Genomic DNA, 16,132 nt, shown 5'->3' with positions numbered 1-16,132 from the left:
GTCCGTTGGCCTCCTGCTGGTCCGGATGTTCCACCGTCGACTGTACCAATGGCCCACCCTGGACCGATCGAGTTGAGCCACCGGCATCCGGAATGCTTTCCTCTGTTGAGAGAGGGCGCTGCGCAGCGCCGGACCGGCGCCGCCGCCGTTCCGGACCCGCGGCGCCTTTGCCATGTCTGCAGGGTGTGCTGAACAGCGAGGGGGCGGGACGACGATCGTGAGGAGCGTGACCGGCGTGAAGAGGATGTTCAGCGCCCCCGACCCGGGGCGCCTGCGGCTGCGTGTCTCCCTGCGGGCCGTGCTCGGCATCGGCCTCGCGGTCGCCGCCGCCGAAGTCGCCGGGCTCTCCCTCGTCGCCTCGATCACCGGCGGTCTCGCCGCCCTCCTCGCGCTGTTCACCGTCGGGGACGCGACCGTGCGCCGCCAGGCGGTCACCACCGCGCTGCTGCCCGCCGCGGGCTTCCCCGTACTCGCCCTCGCGACGACCCTGCACGGTGAGCCGCTGCTGCGGGCCGCCGCCTGGCTCGCGGTGGTCTTCTGCGGGGTCTACGCCCGGCGCTGGGGGCTGCGCGGACACGCGCTCGGCATCTTCGCGTTCATGATGTTCTTCGTCACCCAGTTCCTGCACGCGCTTCCGGCCCAGCTGCCGGAGCTGTACGCAGCGGTGGCACTGGCCCTCGCCGCCTCATCGGCGGTCCGCTTCGGCCTGTGGTGCATCGAACGGCGCACCCCGCCGCCCGCAGTCCCCGCACCGCTCCCCGGCACCGGACTCGCCCGCCCCACCACCCGCCAGGCCTTCCAGGCGACCTTTGCCTGCGCCGTGGCACTCGCCGTGGGCGAGGTCATCTCGCCCGACCGCTTCTACTGGGCCGTGGGAACCGCCTGGTGGATCTTCGTCAACACCGCGTCGCGCGGCGAAACCCTCGTCCGCGGCTTCCGCCGTGTCGTCGGAACGGTCACCGGCATCGCCGCGGGGCTGCTGATCGCGATCCCCATCGCCGGTGCCCCGCTGCCGACCGCCGCGCTCGTCGCCGTCTGCGTCTTCGGGATCTTCTACACCGCCGCGCCCTCCTACAGCTGGATGATGTTCTTCGTCACCGTCATGGCGGGCCTGCTCTACGGGCTCCTCGGCGTCCTCCACCCGGGCCTGCTGCTGCTCCGCTTCCAGGAGACGGCGGTCGGTGCGCTCGGCGCGGCCCTCGGTGTCGCCCTGATCCTGCCCGTCACCACGCACGGCGCGACCGACGCCTGGATCCGCCGCGCGCTGACCTGCGTCCACGGCTGCACCACCGCGGCCGCCCGCCGGCTGGCCGGGGACAGCACGGCCGACCCCGCGCCCCTCGCGGCGGAGCTGGAGTTGCTGCTCGGCCGGGTACGCCTCTCCCTGGCCCCGCTCGTCCACCCGCTGAGCCCGCTGCGGGCCCGCAAGACGCGGGCCCGTCAGGTCATCGTGCTGCTCGACGACTGCGCGCGGGAGGTGCGCGGGCTCGCCGCCGTCGCCGCGGAACCGGCCGGCCGCACGGCCTCGCACGACGCACGCCTGGCCACCGCCTGCCGGCGCGTCGAGACCGCCGTCCACGCGCTCGTGGCACCCGCGGCGGGCCGCACCGACGCCGGTGCCGCGGCTCTCGCGCCTCACGCTCACCTCGCGTCCGACGCGGCGCTCACGCACCTCCATGCACTGGAGCAGGCGCTCGGGGACCTCGCCGCGCCCCTGCACACATCCCCGCGCGCCCCGCTCGTGCCCGCCTGACCAGGGGCATGGACAGGAAGCACGTGAATGAGGCATTTTCTCCGCGCACACAGAGGGTGGATCAGCGTGTTCGTTGGGTAACCAGTGCGGCATCCACGAACGTCCTTCCAGGGCCCCGGGGGTACGCACCATGCGGAAGTCACTGCTCAGATCGCTGCGTAGGGCCCTCGTCCCGGAAGAGGCGCACGCCCCCGGCCGGCCGGAGCCGGTGACGGAAAGCCGCTGCCCCGTCACCGGCTCCGGCCGGCCGGGTGCCGTCACGCCCCACCGGGCCGGCGAACTGATCGAGGAGGCCGAGGACTTCGTCCGGCTCCATCACCGCGAGGAGTGTCCGGGAGTGGACCCGGCCGCCCGGATCGCCGCCGTACGGGCGGAGATCGACGCGACCGGCACCTACCGGCACACCGCCGACGAACTCGCCTACGGCGCCCGGGTCGCCTGGCGCAACAGCAACCGCTGCATCGGCCGCCTCTACTGGCGCTCCCTGCGCGTCCGCGACCGCCGCCAGGTCGAGGACGCCGAATCCGTCGCCCGCGAGGCGGCCCTGCATCTGCGGGAAGCGACCAACGGCGGCCACATCAGGCCTCTGATCACCGTGTTCGCCCCGGACACCCCCGACCGGCCCGGCCCACGGATCTGGAACGAACAGCTCGTGCGGTACGCGGGCTACCGCACCGGCGGGGGAGCCGTCGTCGGCGATCCGCGCAACGCCGGTCTCACCGAACTCGCCCTGCGCCTCGGCTGGCCGGGCGGGCCGGGCACACCCTTCGACGTCCTGCCGCTGGTCGTGGAGGACGCCGACCGCAAGCCGCGCCTGTTCGACCTGCCGCCGGACGCGGTGCTGGAGGTCGCGCTGCGCCACCCCGAGGACGACCGGTACGCCGCCCTCCGTCTGCGCTGGCACGCCGTCCCGGCGATCGCCAACATGTGCCTGGAGATCGGCGGGGTCTGCTACCCGGCGGCGCCGTTCAACGGCTGGTACATGGGCACCGAGATAGGCGCGCGCAATCTCGCCGACACCGACCGCTACGACCTGCTGCCGCGTGTCGCCGAACTCCTGGGGCTCGACACCACCACGGACCGCTCGCTCTGGAAGGACCGCGCGCTGGTCGAGCTGAACCGTGCCGTCCTGCACTCCTTCGACCGCGCCGGGGTCACGGTCACCGACCATCACACCGAATCGCGCCGCTTCCTCACCCACATCGACCGGGAGGAGAGCCGGGGGCGCGGGGTCGGCGCCGACTGGTCGTGGATCGTGCCGCCGATGTCGGGCTCGGCGACCCCCGTGTTCCACCGCACCTACGACCCGACCGAGTGGAGACCCGCCTACGTCCATCACCCGGAGGCCCGCGCTCGTGCGGCCGGGGTTTGGAACGGGTGACGACACTTGGTCTAGACCGCTGCTACCGTCGGCCGGGCCACCAACGATCAGCGGGGCAGGAGCGATCCGCGGGGCGCGAGAGATCCGTGGGAACAGTGGGAGGGAACGGCGTGGGCAACACGAACACCGGACGGGCATTCATCGGGTCCTTCACCTCCGCCGGCGGCCGGGGGATCATCGCCGCCGCCGTGGACGGGACGACCGGAGCCCTGACCGAGACGGGAGCCAGCGACGCCCTCGCGGACCCCTCGTATCTCACGCTGGCGACCGCCCCCGGCGGGCCCGTCCTCTATGCCGTCTCCGAGACCTCTGAAGGGGCCGTGGCGGCCTTCGACGTGCAGGGCTCGGCCCCCAGACCGATAGGCGGCCGAGTGCCCGTCTGCGGCGCCGGACCGACCCATCTCGCCTACAGCGACGGCCATCTGCTCACGGCCAACTACGGCTCCGGCAGCGTGAGCGTGCTCCCCGTCAAGACCGGCGGTGAGCCGGACGCGGCCAGCGGTGTGCTGCAGCACGAGGGAGCGGGGCCGCACCCGGACCGGCAACGCGGTCCGCACGCCCACCAGGTGCTGCCCGACCCCAGCGGACGCTGGGTCCTCGGCGTCGACCTCGGCACCGACGCCGTACGCGTCTTCGCACTCGACCGGGAGGCCGGCGAACTGACGCAGCACCGCGAAACGGCGCTGCGCCCCGGCACCGGACCCCGCCACCTGGCGTTCCACCCCGCCGGCAGGCACGCCTATGTGCTGAACGAGCTCGAACCGACGCTCACCGTCTGCCGCTGGGACGCGGACACCGGCGTGCTCGAACCGGTCGGCGAGACGCCCGTGCTGCCCGACGGCGCGGACGGGCCCGTCTACCCCTCCGAGGTGGTGGTCTCGCACGACGGCCGCCATCTGTGGGCCGCCAACCGCGGACACGACAGCATCGCCGTCCTCGCGCTCGACGAGAGCGGTGAACGGCCGGAGCTGGTCACGACCGTTCCGTGCGGCGGCCACTGGCCGCGCGACCTGGTCCTGGACCCGACCGGCCGCAGGCTCTACGCGGCCAACGAGCGCTCCGGCAACGTCACCTGGTTCGACATCGACCCCGACACCGGAGTGCCGCACCGGGCGGGCTCCCTGGACGCCCCCGCGGCCTCCTGCGTGGTCTTCGCCTGACGCACCCCCGGGGGCTCCCCGGCCCGCGGGACGGGCCCGCACCGAGCAAGCGGTGCGGGCCCGACGCAGTCGTGCGGTGTGCGTCAGTGAGCGGGCGAGCCCTGCGGCTGCGGGCTGATGCCCAGAGCGGCCGCGTACTGGGACAGCACCAGCTTGCCGATCGCCGGGTAGGCACCCAGCGGCTCGGACGCGGCGCAGCCGGCCTCCTTCACGGCGGCGTCGAGCAGACCCTCGGGGAGCTCGGGGCCGACGAGGTACGGCGCCAGGGCCAGCTGCGTCGAACCGGAACCGCGCAGCTGGTCACCGATCGCGGCGATGGCGCCCTCCTGGTCGAGGGCCGCGGCCATGACCGGCACCGCGAGCCGCGCGGCGAGCAGCATGCCGGTGATGCCGGCGGCCTGGACGGCCTCGTCACCGCCCACCGTGGCCAGGATGATGCCGTCGGCGGCCGTGGCGACGGTGAACAGCCGGGCGCGGTCGGCGCGGGCCAGACCCGCCTCGGAGAGCCGCACGTGCATCGCCTCGGCGAGCAGCGGGTGCGGACCGAGGACATCCGTCAGCTCGGCGGCGGCGCGGCTGTCCATGACGGCCTGGCGGATGCGCCGCATCAGGACGTTGTCCGGCCCTGCGAGCAGCGGCACCACGACGGCGGCGGGGCCCTCGGGCGCCGCCACTTCACGGCCGGCCGCTCTGGCGATCTCGTACCGCTCGGTCCGGCGCGCGGCGGTGTGGGCGAGCACGGTCGCCGGCGTGGGGTACTCGGAGTCGTCGCCGTCGAGGTAGCCGATGCCGGCCTCGAGGCCGGGAAGCTCGGACCGGGCGATGCTTATGACCTCTTCGGCCAGGCTCCGGGTGGAGGGCCCGGGAGCGCCGGGCACGGCGAGCACAAGCGCAGGCGCGCCCTCGGGAGCGGCCACGGGTTCCGGGCGGCGGTGCCGTCCGGACTGACGCGGTCGCGGGCTTCGTACAGGCAGGCCGGATGCCGGCCCAGTGGGGGAGCTCATGGCGCCGCATGCTACTGGTTTTGTGGGTGCGGCTGTTCGGGGAGGGGGCGGTCCCGCGTCGTCTGTCCGCATTTATCCGATGAGTTCGCGCTGTCTCATCTGCCCTGCTCTGCCGGGACGTACAGCAGCGTCGGATGACGGGGCAGCCGCAGCGCATCCTGCGCCAGTGCGGCGGCGATGAGCAGCGCGCCGTCGAGCGGATCTCCGGCCGCGGCGACCTGCCGGGCGGACGGAAGTTGGGAGGCGAGCTCGGCCCTCAGCGGTACGAGCAGGGGGTCACCCATCTTCAACAGGCCGCCCGTCAGCGCCACTTGAAGCGCCCCGGTCCCTACGCCGGCCGGCGGGCACACGGCCGACGCCGACTCCGCGATGTGCCCCGCGGCACGGGCGAGGATGTCGGCCGCCACCGCATCGCCGCCCGCGGCGCAGCGCGCCACCTCCGGCGCGAAGGAGGCCAGCACGGCAGGCCGGTCGGTACGCGGGTACAGCTTGGCCGGCAGTTCCTGCGCCGGACCGAACGCCGACTCCATCGCGGCGAGCAGCGCGGCGGAACCGCCGCGCCTCCCGTCGTGCGCCCGCAGCGCCGCGTCCAGCCCGGCGCGTCCGATCCAGGCTCCGCCGCCGCTGTCCCCGAGCAGATGACCCCAGCCGTCGGCACGCTGCCAGGCCGACAGATCCGTGCCGAGCGCGATCAGACCGGTGCCCGCGGCGACCACCGCTCCGGGACGCTGCCCCAGCGCCCCCGCATAGGCCGTGACCGCGTCAGCGGCGAGCGCGAGGCGGCCGACGCCCAGCGACTCGCCCAGCGCGGCGGGGAGCTCCGCGCGCAACTGCCCGCCGAGCGTCCCCATCCCGGCGGCACCGATCGCGACCGCGGACACGGCGCCGCCGCCGGCCTGGTCCAGCAGTGCACGCGCCATCGGCAGCAGCTGATCCAGCAGGTGCCCGGCGTCGATGCCCGAGCCGCCGGTACGCACCGGTTCCCGCGATGTGAGCGTCTCGGCACGCTGAGGTGCCGAGGCGTCGGCAAGGGCCACGCGCAGCCCGGAACCGCCGGAGTCCACGCCGAGGACCCGGCTCGCGGTCACGGAAGCTGCCAGTCGACGGGCTCCGCGCCCTGGCGTTGCAGGAGGTCGTTGGCCCGGCTGAACGGGCGCGAGCCGAAGAAGCCCCGGTCCGCCGACATGGGCGAGGGGTGCGAGGACTCGATCGCCGGAAGGTCACCGAGCAGCGGGCGCAGATTGCGGGCGTCACGCCCCCAGAGCACGGAGACCAGCGGCTTGCCACGCGCCACGAGCGCGCGGATCGCCTGTTCGGTCACCTCTTCCCAGCCCTTGCCGCGGTGGGCCGCCGGCTTGCGGGGTGCGGTGGTCAGCGCCCTGTTCAGCAGCAGCACCCCCTGGTGGGTCCAGGGCGTCAGATCGCCGTTGGAGGGCCGGGGATGCCCGAGGTCCGCGTGCATCTCCCGGAAGATGTTGTCCAGGCTGCCCGGCACCGGCCGCACCTCGGGCGCGACGGAGAAGCTCAGCCCCACCGCGTGCCCGGGTGTCGGATACGGGTCCTGACCGACGATCAGCACCCGGACGTCCTCGAACGGCTGCTGGAAGGCGCGCAGCACGTTCGGTCCGGCCGGCAGATAGGTGCGTCCGGCGGCGATCTCCGCGCGCAGGAAGTCGCCCATCGCGGCGATGCGTTCGGCCACCGGTTCGAGGGCGTCGGCCCACCCCGGCTCCACAATGTCCTTCAACGGTCGTGCCACGGAGCGTCACTCTACTGGTGCAGTGACCTTGACCCTCAACCCATGGCCGCAGCCCGTACGCAGAGCACGTCCGGCAGATGGGAGGCCAGCTGCTGCCAGCTGTCTCCGTCGTCCGCGCTGGCGTACACCTCGCCGTTGCGGTTGCCGAAGTAGATCCCGGCGGGATCGGCGTCGTCGGTGCACAGGGCGTCCCGGAGCACCGTGCCGTAGTGATCACCCTCGGGCAGTCCGGCCGACAGCGCCTCCCAACTGCCGCCCGCGTCGGTGGTGCGGTACACGCGGCACCGGCGGCCGGCGGGTACCCGGTCGGCGTCCGCGGTGATCGGGAAGACATAGGCGGTGTCGCGGCGGTGCGGGTGCGCGGCCACGGCGAAGCCGAAGTCCGAGGGCAGGCCCGCCCCGATGTCCGTCCACTTGGCGCCGGCGTCGTCGCTGCGGAAGACACCCCAGTGGTTCTGGAGATACAGCCGGTCCAGATCCCCGGCGTCCTGGGCGATCTTGTGGACGCACTGGCCGAACTCCGGGTCGGGGTCGGGCAGAAAGACCGCGGACACCCCCTTGTTGGACGGCGCCCAGCTCTCGCCGCCGTCCCGGGAACGGAACACGCCCGCCGTCGAGACGGCGACCATCACCGACTGCGGGTCGCGCCGGTCCGTCACCACGGTGTGCACGGCCTCACCGCCGCCGCCCGGAACCCACTGCGAACGGGTCGGGTGCTCCCACAGCGGCCGTACGAGGTCGAACGTCTCGCCGCCGTCATCCGAGCGGAACAGGGCGGCCGGCTCGGTGCCGGCGTAGACCACGTCCGGGGTGTCGGGGCCCGCGGGATGGAGCTGCCAGACCCGCTCCAGGGAGGCCCCGGTGTCCTTGGGGAACTTCACCGCCGGCTTGGCGGGCTCCACCCAGGTCTTCCCGAGGTCGTCGGAGTGGAAGACCGACGGTCCCCAGTGCGCGCTGTCCCCGCCGACGAGCAGCCGGGGCACGTCCCTGCGGGTGTCGATGCCGATCGAGTACACGGCCTGCGCGTTGAAGTGCGGGCCGTCGAAGTCCCATGATCCGCCGCTTCTGCGGCCGATGAAGAGTCCTTTGCGGGTGCCTACGGTGAGCAGTACGTCGGTCATGTTCGTGTGCCTCCAGGACGCCGTTGTCGCGGATATGGGCCAGTCTGCACCCGGCCACCGACAGTGGCCCGTAGGTCGCGGTCGGCCCTTGCGTACGTCATGGAGGTCAGACCGTTCCGGAAGGCGAAACTCATCGGCGCGCGGTGACAGCACGACAGGCGGGCGGGAGATACGACGCAGGCGGGGGAGACGACGAAGGAGCGGCACCCTCGTCAGGGCGCCGCTCCTTCGTGTCCGCTGTTGGTCGTACCGCCGGTTCAGACGGAGCGGAGGTACTGCTCCGGGACGCTGATCTCGCCGCCGAGCTCACGCGCGGCATGCCGGGCCCAGGACGGATTGCGCAGCAGCTCACGGCCGAGCAGGACGGCGTCCGCCTCCCCGTTCGCGATGATCTTCTCCGCCTGTTCGGCATCGGTGATCATGCCGACGGCGGCGACCGGGAGCCCGGTCTCGGCCCGCACCCGCGCGGCGAACGGCACCTGGTAGCCGGGGCCGGTCGGGATGGTCACACGCGGGGCGTTGCCGCCGGAGGAGACGTCCAGCAGATCGATGCCGTGTTCCTTGAGCAGCGCGGCGAAGCGGACGGTGTCGTCGGCCGTCCAGCCGCCTTCGTCCAGCCAGTCGGTGGCGGAGATGCGGAAGAAGAGCGGCAGCTCGTCGGGCCACACGGCCCGTACCGCGTCGACGACCCGGAGCGGGAAGCGGGTGCGGTTCTCGAAGGAGCCGCCGTACTCGTCCGTGCGGTGGTTGGTGTGCGGCGAGAGGAACTCGCCGATCAGATAGCCGTGTGCGCCGTGGATCTCGGCGATCTCGAAGCCGGCGTCCAGCGCTCGGCGGGCCGCGGCCGCGAACTGTCCGACGATCTCCTCGATCTCTGCCGTCGTCAGCTCGTCGGGGACCGCGTGGCCCTCGTCGAAGGGGAGCGGGCTGGGCGCGAGGGGCTGCCAGCCGTGGTCGTCTGCGCCCACCGGCCCGCCACCCTTCCAGGGGCGGTCCGTCGATGCCTTGCGTCCGGCGTGTGCCAGCTGGATGCCGATGGTGGTGCCCTGGCTCTTGACGAAGCGGGTGATCCGGCGGAACGCCTCGACCTGGGTGTCGTTCCAGATCCCGACGTCCGCGGGGCTGATCCGCCCTTCGGGGGCGACCGCCGTGGCCTCGACGAGGATCAGGCCGGTGCCACCCGTGGCGCGGGCCGCGTAGTGCGCGAAGTGCCAGTCGGTGGGGGCGCCGGCACCCGGTCCGCTCGCCTCTGCCGAGTACTGGCACATCGGCGCCATCCAGGCGCGGTTGGGGATGGTCAGCGATCGCAGGGTGTAAGGCTGGAACAGCGCGCTCACGACGGACTCCATTTCGGGCGGGGCCGGTGTACGGCGGGTGGCAGGGCGAGGACCGGGTACGGGTGCGACCGGGGTGCGGGTGCTCGGCAGTCCCGGCCCTCGACTCGTACGATACGCATCGTAGTACGGCGAGTGTCAAACTACGAGGGTTCTCGTACAATGAGAGCCCCGGACGAAGTGGAGCAGCCGTGACCACCGCGACAAGCCCCCGCGAGCTCGCTCACCCCACGCGTGACGAGATCCGGCTGGAAGGCGTGCTCCACGCGTTCTCCGACCCCATGCGGCTGCTCGTGCTGCGGGAGCTCGCGGCCACCGGCGAGGCGCTCTCCTGCTCCCATTTCGACCTGCCCGTCACCAAGTCGACGACCACCCACCACTTCCGCGTGCTGCGGGAGAGCGGTGTGATCCGGCAGATGTACCAGGGCACGGCGAAGCTCAACGGACTGCGTCGTGACGACCTCGACGCCCTGTTCCCGGGGCTGCTGGACAGCGTCCTCGCCGCGGCGGCCCGGCAGGCGGACCGCCTCGGCGATGCATAGCCTCAGCGCGCTGTGTCGCCGATCGCGGCGCCCAGAAGCCCGTCCCAGTCGGGGATCTTGACGGACCGTCGCCCGAGCGACCGGCCGAGCGCGGCCTCGGCCGCCTCGATGGCCTGCCAGCCCGTCCACTCGACGGGGTGGTGTCCCGCCGCCCGCAGTTCCGCCACCGGATCCGCCGCCACGGAGCGCAGTGCCAGCGCGGCACCGTCCTCCAGCAGCGAGGCGACCGTCTCCTTGGCGCACGGCCGGTTGGTGCCGATCACTCCGGTCGGTCCGCGCTTGATCCAGCCCGCCACGTACTCCCCGGGAGAGGGAACCCCGTCCCGCAGGACCCGCCCGGCCGTGTGCGGCACGGTCCCGAGCGCCGCGTCGAACGGCAGGCCGGGCAGCGGCACGCCCCGGTAGCCGACCGCCCGCAGCACCAGTTGTGCCTCGATCTCCTCGTACGTCCCGGTGCCCCGCACCGATCCTCCGGCGTCCGGAACCGTCCGCTCGAACCGTACGGCCGCGACGCGGCCGCCCTGCTCGACGAACTCCACCGGGCGCAGGAAGAACCGCAGATGGATCCGGCGGTCCAGGCCGCGCGGAGGCTGGGCCGCCCAGCCGCGTACGACGTCGACGTTGCGGCGGCCGACCGCGGGCAGTGCGGCCGCGAGGGTGCCCGAGGTGTCCGCGTACACGGGATCCAGTGCGAGGTCGGCCGGTTCGACGACGGCCTCCGCCGAGGGCAGCGAGGCGAGTTCGCGCAGTTCCTTGGTGGTGAACTTGGCCTGGGAGGGACCGCGTCTGCCGACCATGTGCACGTCGCGCACCCGGCTGAGCGCCAGTGCGCCGAGTGCGTCCTGGGGCACATCCGTCGGCCGCAGTTCGTCGGCTCCGCGCGCCAGGATGCGGGCCACGTCCACGGCCACATTGCCCACGCCGATCACGACGGCCGAGCGGGCGCCGAGCGCGAAGCTGTGGCGCGCGGCGTCGGGGTGCGCGCTGTACCAGGAGACGAAGTCGGTGGCCGAGTAGCTGCCGGGCAGATCCTCGCCGGGGATGTCGAGTCTGCGGTCCCGGGCGGCTCCCACGCAGTACACGACCGCGTGATAGAGCTCCAGCAGCCGCCCGGGAGTCAGCCCGTGCGCTCCCACCTCGATGTTTCCGACGAAGTCGATCCGCTCCTGTTCCAGCACACCGCGGAGGTTGTTCTGCAGGGACTTGATCTTCTCGTGGTCGGGCGCGACCCCGTAACGCACGAGTCCGTAGGGGCAGGGAAGCCGGTCCAGAACATGCACCCGCACATCCGGAACCTGGCTCTGCTGGACGAGATCCTGAGCGGCGTAGACCCCGCTGGGTCCCGATCCCACAACGGCGACGCGAAGCACAGCTGCGCTCCTTCCCGCAGGGAAACTCCAGCATCGCACCGGGGTACGGCGCTGGGGAGGTGTGACTCGGCGCCCTTTCGGTGGACGGGGCCCCCAACGGGGTGCTCTGCGCCGGCCCGGCGTGCGTGCCGTCGCAGATCGACCTTAATTGACTGGTTACGTGCTAATTGTGCAAGAAACTACGTTTCTTAACGCTAATGATCTGTATGACCTGCATCAGGTCCTGCCTTTTCCGCCGGTCTGGGAGATGCAGGGCCACGGCACCGTCACCACCGTGGAGTCCCTCCCCGCGTGCGAGCTCACGCAGCCCTGGTTCAACGTCCGGCTGACCTTCGCCGACGGAGCACGCATCGATGTGCTGGCCGTCGTCGACCAGGGGCGGATCGCGATCGAGGACATGCGCGCCGACCCGCCGCTGCCGCTGCGGACCTTCACCGTGCTCGCCGACCGGATCGAGGACCCTCTCGAGGACGCCTGCCGTACGGCCGCAGGCCAGGCGCCGCGCGCGGTGACCCCGCCCGCAGCACCCGACGCCGTCGATGACATGGGCGGGGAGAGTGCTCCGCCGCCGTCCCGTCGCCGGGCGCGTACCGCTCTGCCGCGCGGCGCGGCAGGCCGCCGGCTGGCCGCCGATGTCTACCGGAGCGCCCAGCGGGACGGCCGTGACCCCGTGCTCGCGGTGATGGGCGCGACCGGCCGCAGCCGACGCAAGGCCCTCCGCCTGATCGCCGGCGCCCGCGACGAAGGGCACCTGCCGCCGCGCCACAACCGCCGCTAGCGCCGCGCGGGCGCCGGCCGGTGTCACATCTTCCGCATCCGGCCGATCTCGCTCGTCTGCTGCGCGATCACGTCCGTCGCCATCTCCTCGATCAGCACGTTGTTGCCCTCCGTCAGGGCCTCCGTGGCCATCGTGATGGCTCCCTGATGGTGCGTCATCATCAGCTTCAGGAAGAGCTCGTCGAACGCTTTGCCCTTCGCGGCCCGCAACTGGGTCAGTTGCGGGGCGGTCGCCATGCCCGGCATCGGGGCCGCGCCGTGGTCGTGTCCGCTGTCGCCCTTCTTCCCGCCGTTGACTTTCAGCCAGCCCTGCATCGCGGCGATCTCGGGCTTCTGGGACGCCGAAATGCGCTCCGCCAGCCGCTTGACCTGCGTCGATTCCGCGCGGGTCGGCACCAGCGCCGTCATCGTCACCGCCTGTCCGTGGTGCGTGATCATCATGTGGGCGTAGGAGAAGTCGGCGGAGTTCGGCGAGTCGTCCGGGGCGGCCTTCCTGGCCTCCTCGGGGGAGAGTGTCTTCGCCGGTTCACCCGGCTTCCCCGGCGCGACCACCGAGGGGCCGCTGTCCCCCTTGGCCTTGGCCGGAGCGTCGCTGTCCGACTCGCAGGCGCCCAGGGCGAGTACGGCGGCGGCGACGGCCACCGCGACCACCGGTCTGCGGGAGCGTGAGGCCGGGCGGCGGTTCAACACGGAGACCTCCTGAGGCACTTGGGGTGTTCTATGACCGTCCTAGCACGCTTCGGAACCCTGTTGATCAGAAACTTTCATTACGTCTCTGTTGCCATCTGTTGAGATGTCCATGCAAGGGAAGATACTGCGGTGGTCCGTGAACCGTTCAACTAGGAACGGATACAAGGGAGGACGCAGTGACCCTGTTGCACACCACCCGAGTGCGGCGCAGACGTCTGGGCGTGGCGGCAGCCGCGGCCGGGCTCCTCGCCACGCTGCTGACGGCCGGACCCGCGGCCGCCACACCCGACCCCGGGGACAAGGCCGCCCACAAGGAGATCTCCTCGGGCCAGGCGGCGCAGGACCGCTCCGCCATGGCGAGTGGTGAGATACCCGGCGTGGACGAGATCGTCCACAGCGACAACATCGAGCACCTCACCAACGTCCCCAAGGACGCGCTCAAGGGCACCAATACGGACATCGCCTTCCAGGGCAAGTACGCCTACTCGGGCAACTACGACGGCTTCCGGATCTTCGACATCAGCAACCCGAAGGCGCCGAAGACGGTCGCTCAGGTGCTGTGTCCCGGCAGCCAGAACGACATCTCGGTCTCCGGGGACCTGCTGTTCCTCTCCACCGACTCCTCGCGCAGCGACAACTCGTGCAACAGCACGACGCAGCCCGCGACCGAGAAGTCGTCGTGGGAGGGCATGAAGATCTTCGACATCAGCGACAAGCGCAACCCCAAGTACATCGCCGCTGTCGAGACCGCGTGCGGCTCCCACACGCACACGCTGGTGCCCGAGCGCCGCGACGTCTACATCTACGTCTCGTCGTACTCGCCGAGCGCGGCCTTCCCGGACTGCCAGCCGCCGCACGACGGCATCTCCGTCATCAAGGTGCCGCGCAAGGCCCCGCAGCAGGCGAGGATCGTGAACTTCCCGGTGCTCTTCCCCGGTGAGGGTCCGGACGGCGGGGGCAACCCCGGTTCGCCCACCAACCCGGGCGTCTCCAAGACGACCGGCTGCCACGACATCACCGTGCTCCCCTCGAAGGACCTGGCCGCCGGCGCCTGCATGGGTGACGGCATCCTGTTCTCGATCAAGGACCCGGAGCGTCCGAAGGTCATCGACCGCGTCCAGGACAACGTGAACTTCGCGTTCTGGCACTCGGCGACCTTCAACCAGGACGCCGACAAGGTCGTCTTCACCGACGAGCTCGGCGGCGGCGGAGCGGCCACCTGCAACGAGGAGATCGGCCCGAACCGCGGCGCCGACGGCGTCTACGACCTCGTCGGCCGCGGCGACAAGCGCAAGCTCGTCTTCCGCAGCTACTTCAAGATCGACCGGCACCAGGCCGACGCCGAGGTCTGCGTGGCGCACAACGGCTCGATCATCCCGGTGAAGGGCCGCGACATCATGGTCCAGGCCTGGTACCAGGGCGGTATCTCGGTCTGGGACTTCACCAACTCGAGCAGGCCGAAGGAGATCGCCTTCTTCGAGCGTGGTCCCGTCACCCTCGACCAGGTCACCACGGCAGGTCCCTGGTCGGCGTACTACTACAACGGTTACATCTACTCGAACGACATCGCGAAGGGTCTCGACGTCCTGAAGCTCAACGACAGGCGTACGGACCCGGCGAAGCGGGTGCGGCTGCACGAGCTCAACGTGCAGACCCAGCCCGACTACTTCGACCGCGACTGACCCAGGACCTCCCTGGTGTCGTACGTCGTCCCGCCGGGCGGATCTCCGCCCGGCGGGACGCCGAGCTCCCAGTCCAGCCCGTAGCGCTGGAAGAGCTCCGCCCGCAGACGCGCGAGCGGCATCGGCGCGCCGGGCAGCAGGATCGCGAAGACCGCGCCCATCAGCAGGGCCCGCAGCAGCGGATAGTCCACCTCGGCCTGCTGGGAGCCGTACCGCTCCACGGTGGTCCGCAGCTGCAGCGCCAGCTCTTGCTGCTCGGGGCACTGCACAAAGCCCTCGGCCTGGAGCACGCCCGACATATGGGTCCGCATCAGGACCGGATGGTCGACGGCGAGCCCGAGTACGGCGTCGATCGCCCGCGCCAGCAGTTCGCGTCCGTCCTCGGTCCGCGGCTCCCGCTCCAGTGCCTCCCGGAGTGTGAGATGCATCAAACGGTGCACGGCCGACTGCAGAAGCTGCCGCTTCCCCGGAAAGTAGTACGAGACCAGACCGCGAGCGGAACCCGCCCGGTCGGCTATGTCGGCAAGGGTCGTGGCCTCGTAGCCACGCTCGTCGACCAGTTCCACGGTCGCCTGGAGGAGCCGCTCCCGGGAACGCCGACGAAGCTCTTCATTGACCGATGCGCTCCGCGGGGACATGCTGGACTCCTGCGTTGACTGGCTCTCAGCCAATATACTCAGCGTGTTCCGCTGTGCGGGCTTCAGGGCCTGGTCAGCGGGGTGCTGCCCGAACCGGGCGACGCGGGGGATCGTCCGGTTCGGGTGGCTTCGTCATGCCTTCAGTGTCTCTCGTCCGGCCGTTGTCCGGACGAATCGGGGCCCCGTGGTCCGCGCGGGCCGCCCGGTCCGCTCGGTCCGCTCGGTCCACGAGATCCAGCACTTTCCGCAGAGCGTCGGGCCGTTCCTCCACCGGCAGAGGATCCACGAAGTGGACGGCACATCCGAGATCCGCGGCGCCCCCGTCCGCGCGCCGGTCGTCCCCGACCATGAGTACGTCGCCCGGACGCAGGCCCAGCGCCTCGCAGGCCGCACGGAACAGCCGTGCATCGGGTTTCTGCACGCCGTGCTCGTAGGACAGCGCGTACGCGTCCACGAAGGCGTCCAGGCCATGGGCCCGCACGACCGGCCGCAGGTCCCAGCCGATGTTGCTCACCACCGCGATGCCGAGCCCCCGCTCCCGCAGTGCGCCCAGCACCTCGGCGGCGTCGGGGTAGGGGCGCCAGGCCGCGGGCTGCATGTGCCGTTCGTACAGCGCGTCGCAGAGGCGGGGATCCGGCAGTTCGACGCCGCGCGCCAGACCGGTGTACGCGGCGCGGTGGTGCTCCATGGACGCGTCGCGGGCCGCCCACACCTCCACGAGATGCGGCGGGATCACAGCCGGCTTAGGGCCTCCCGGCAGAGCGCCGGCCGCCGCGAGCTCGCCGGCAAGGTGTGAGAACCCGGGCTCGGGGAGTTCGGCGTCGCAGACCTCCAGGCTCGCCCGGAGCCAGTCGGACACCGACTCGCTGTGCAGCAGCGTTCCCGAGAAGTCGAACAGCACACCCTTGACCGGCATGACGA

Annotated in this window: 14 protein-coding genes and 1 pseudogene; 6 read left to right on the top strand and 9 right to left on the bottom strand. The window is 71.8% G+C overall.

The window, feature by feature from the left end:
- Positions 1-244: 244 nt before the first annotated feature.
- From ACQPWZ_RS04775 to ACQPWZ_RS04765, 3 genes are all read left to right on the top strand, one after another.
- The gene (locus ACQPWZ_RS04775; RefSeq protein WP_433573767.1) at positions 245-1,753 is read left to right on the top strand and encodes an FUSC family protein; all 1,509 of its coding nucleotides are present in this window, start codon (positions 245-247) and stop codon (positions 1,751-1,753) included.
- A 130-nt stretch (positions 1,754-1,883) separates the two neighbouring features.
- A complete protein-coding gene (locus ACQPWZ_RS04770; protein ID WP_433570738.1) occupies positions 1,884-3,134 on the top strand; it encodes a nitric oxide synthase oxygenase in 1,251 nt (416 codons plus the stop codon).
- Between the two features lie 110 nt (positions 3,135-3,244).
- The gene (locus tag ACQPWZ_RS04765) at positions 3,245-4,294 is read left to right on the top strand and encodes a lactonase family protein (protein ID WP_433570737.1); all 1,050 of its coding nucleotides are present in this window, start codon (positions 3,245-3,247) and stop codon (positions 4,292-4,294) included.
- Between the two features lie 83 nt (positions 4,295-4,377).
- Here the strand turns inward: ACQPWZ_RS04765 and ACQPWZ_RS04760 are convergent, their stop codons facing one another.
- The 5 genes from ACQPWZ_RS04760 to ACQPWZ_RS04740 form a co-directional block, all read right to left on the bottom strand.
- Complete coding sequence (locus tag ACQPWZ_RS04760) at positions 4,378-5,298, bottom strand: sirohydrochlorin chelatase (protein ID WP_433570736.1); 921 nt, start codon at positions 5,296-5,298, stop codon at positions 4,378-4,380.
- A gap of 95 nt (positions 5,299-5,393) precedes the next feature.
- Positions 5,394-6,386, bottom strand: a complete 993-nt coding sequence (locus ACQPWZ_RS04755; RefSeq protein WP_433570735.1) for an N-acetylglucosamine kinase — start codon at positions 6,384-6,386, stop codon at positions 5,394-5,396.
- Positions 6,383-7,045, bottom strand: coding sequence for a uracil-DNA glycosylase (locus ACQPWZ_RS04750; RefSeq protein ID WP_356704749.1), 663 nt, complete (start codon positions 7,043-7,045; stop codon positions 6,383-6,385). The genes ACQPWZ_RS04755 and ACQPWZ_RS04750 overlap by 4 nt, the downstream gene beginning before the upstream one ends.
- Before the next feature lie 47 nt (positions 7,046-7,092).
- On the bottom strand, positions 7,093-8,178 hold the full coding sequence (locus tag ACQPWZ_RS04745) for a WD40/YVTN/BNR-like repeat-containing protein (RefSeq protein WP_356704731.1): 1,086 nt from the start codon (positions 8,176-8,178) through the stop codon (positions 7,093-7,095).
- A gap of 257 nt (positions 8,179-8,435) precedes the next feature.
- Complete coding sequence (locus tag ACQPWZ_RS04740) at positions 8,436-9,515, bottom strand: NADH:flavin oxidoreductase/NADH oxidase (protein ID WP_433570734.1); 1,080 nt, start codon at positions 9,513-9,515, stop codon at positions 8,436-8,438.
- Positions 9,516-9,703: 188 nt separating this feature from the next.
- On the opposite strand from ACQPWZ_RS04740, the gene ACQPWZ_RS04735 reads away from it, so the two are divergent.
- Complete coding sequence (locus tag ACQPWZ_RS04735) at positions 9,704-10,054, top strand: ArsR/SmtB family transcription factor (RefSeq protein ID WP_433570733.1); 351 nt, start codon at positions 9,704-9,706, stop codon at positions 10,052-10,054.
- Between the two features lie 2 nt (positions 10,055-10,056).
- On the opposite strand, the gene ACQPWZ_RS04730 is transcribed toward ACQPWZ_RS04735, so the two are convergent.
- Complete coding sequence (locus tag ACQPWZ_RS04730) at positions 10,057-11,424, bottom strand: FAD-dependent oxidoreductase (protein ID WP_433570732.1); 1,368 nt, start codon at positions 11,422-11,424, stop codon at positions 10,057-10,059.
- Between the two features lie 274 nt (positions 11,425-11,698).
- Between ACQPWZ_RS04730 and ACQPWZ_RS04725 the strand changes: the two genes are divergently transcribed.
- Positions 11,699-12,202, top strand: coding sequence for a DUF6214 family protein (locus ACQPWZ_RS04725; protein WP_433570731.1), 504 nt, complete (start codon positions 11,699-11,701; stop codon positions 12,200-12,202).
- Positions 12,203-12,225: 23 nt separating this feature from the next.
- On the opposite strand, the gene ACQPWZ_RS04720 is transcribed toward ACQPWZ_RS04725, so the two are convergent.
- Positions 12,226-12,891 (bottom strand): DUF305 domain-containing protein, encoded by a 666-nt coding sequence (locus tag ACQPWZ_RS04720; protein ID WP_340471861.1) that lies wholly within the window; start codon positions 12,889-12,891, stop codon positions 12,226-12,228.
- A 176-nt stretch (positions 12,892-13,067) separates the two neighbouring features.
- Between ACQPWZ_RS04720 and ACQPWZ_RS04715 the strand changes: the two genes are divergently transcribed.
- On the top strand, positions 13,068-14,573 hold the full coding sequence (locus ACQPWZ_RS04715; protein WP_340471860.1) for an LVIVD repeat-containing protein: 1,506 nt from the start codon (positions 13,068-13,070) through the stop codon (positions 14,571-14,573).
- On the opposite strand, the gene ACQPWZ_RS04710 is transcribed toward ACQPWZ_RS04715, so the two are convergent.
- Together ACQPWZ_RS04710 and ACQPWZ_RS04705 are read right to left on the bottom strand one after the other, a co-directional pair.
- On the bottom strand, positions 14,555-15,211 hold the full coding sequence (locus ACQPWZ_RS04710) for a TetR/AcrR family transcriptional regulator (protein ID WP_433570730.1): 657 nt from the start codon (positions 15,209-15,211) through the stop codon (positions 14,555-14,557). The genes ACQPWZ_RS04715 and ACQPWZ_RS04710 overlap by 19 nt on opposite strands.
- 226 nt (positions 15,212-15,437) lie before the next feature.
- Positions 15,438-16,127 (bottom strand): annotated as a pseudogene (locus ACQPWZ_RS04705) (HAD family hydrolase); the annotation flags it as partial.
- Positions 16,128-16,132: the final 5 nt, after the last annotated feature.

The sequence above is a fragment of the Streptomyces sp. CA-251247 genome, from assembly GCF_050952975.1.
Taxonomy (GTDB): Bacteria; Actinomycetota; Actinomycetes; order Streptomycetales; family Streptomycetaceae; genus Streptomyces; species Streptomyces achmelvichensis.
This window is presented reverse-complemented; position numbering and strand designations above follow the sequence as displayed.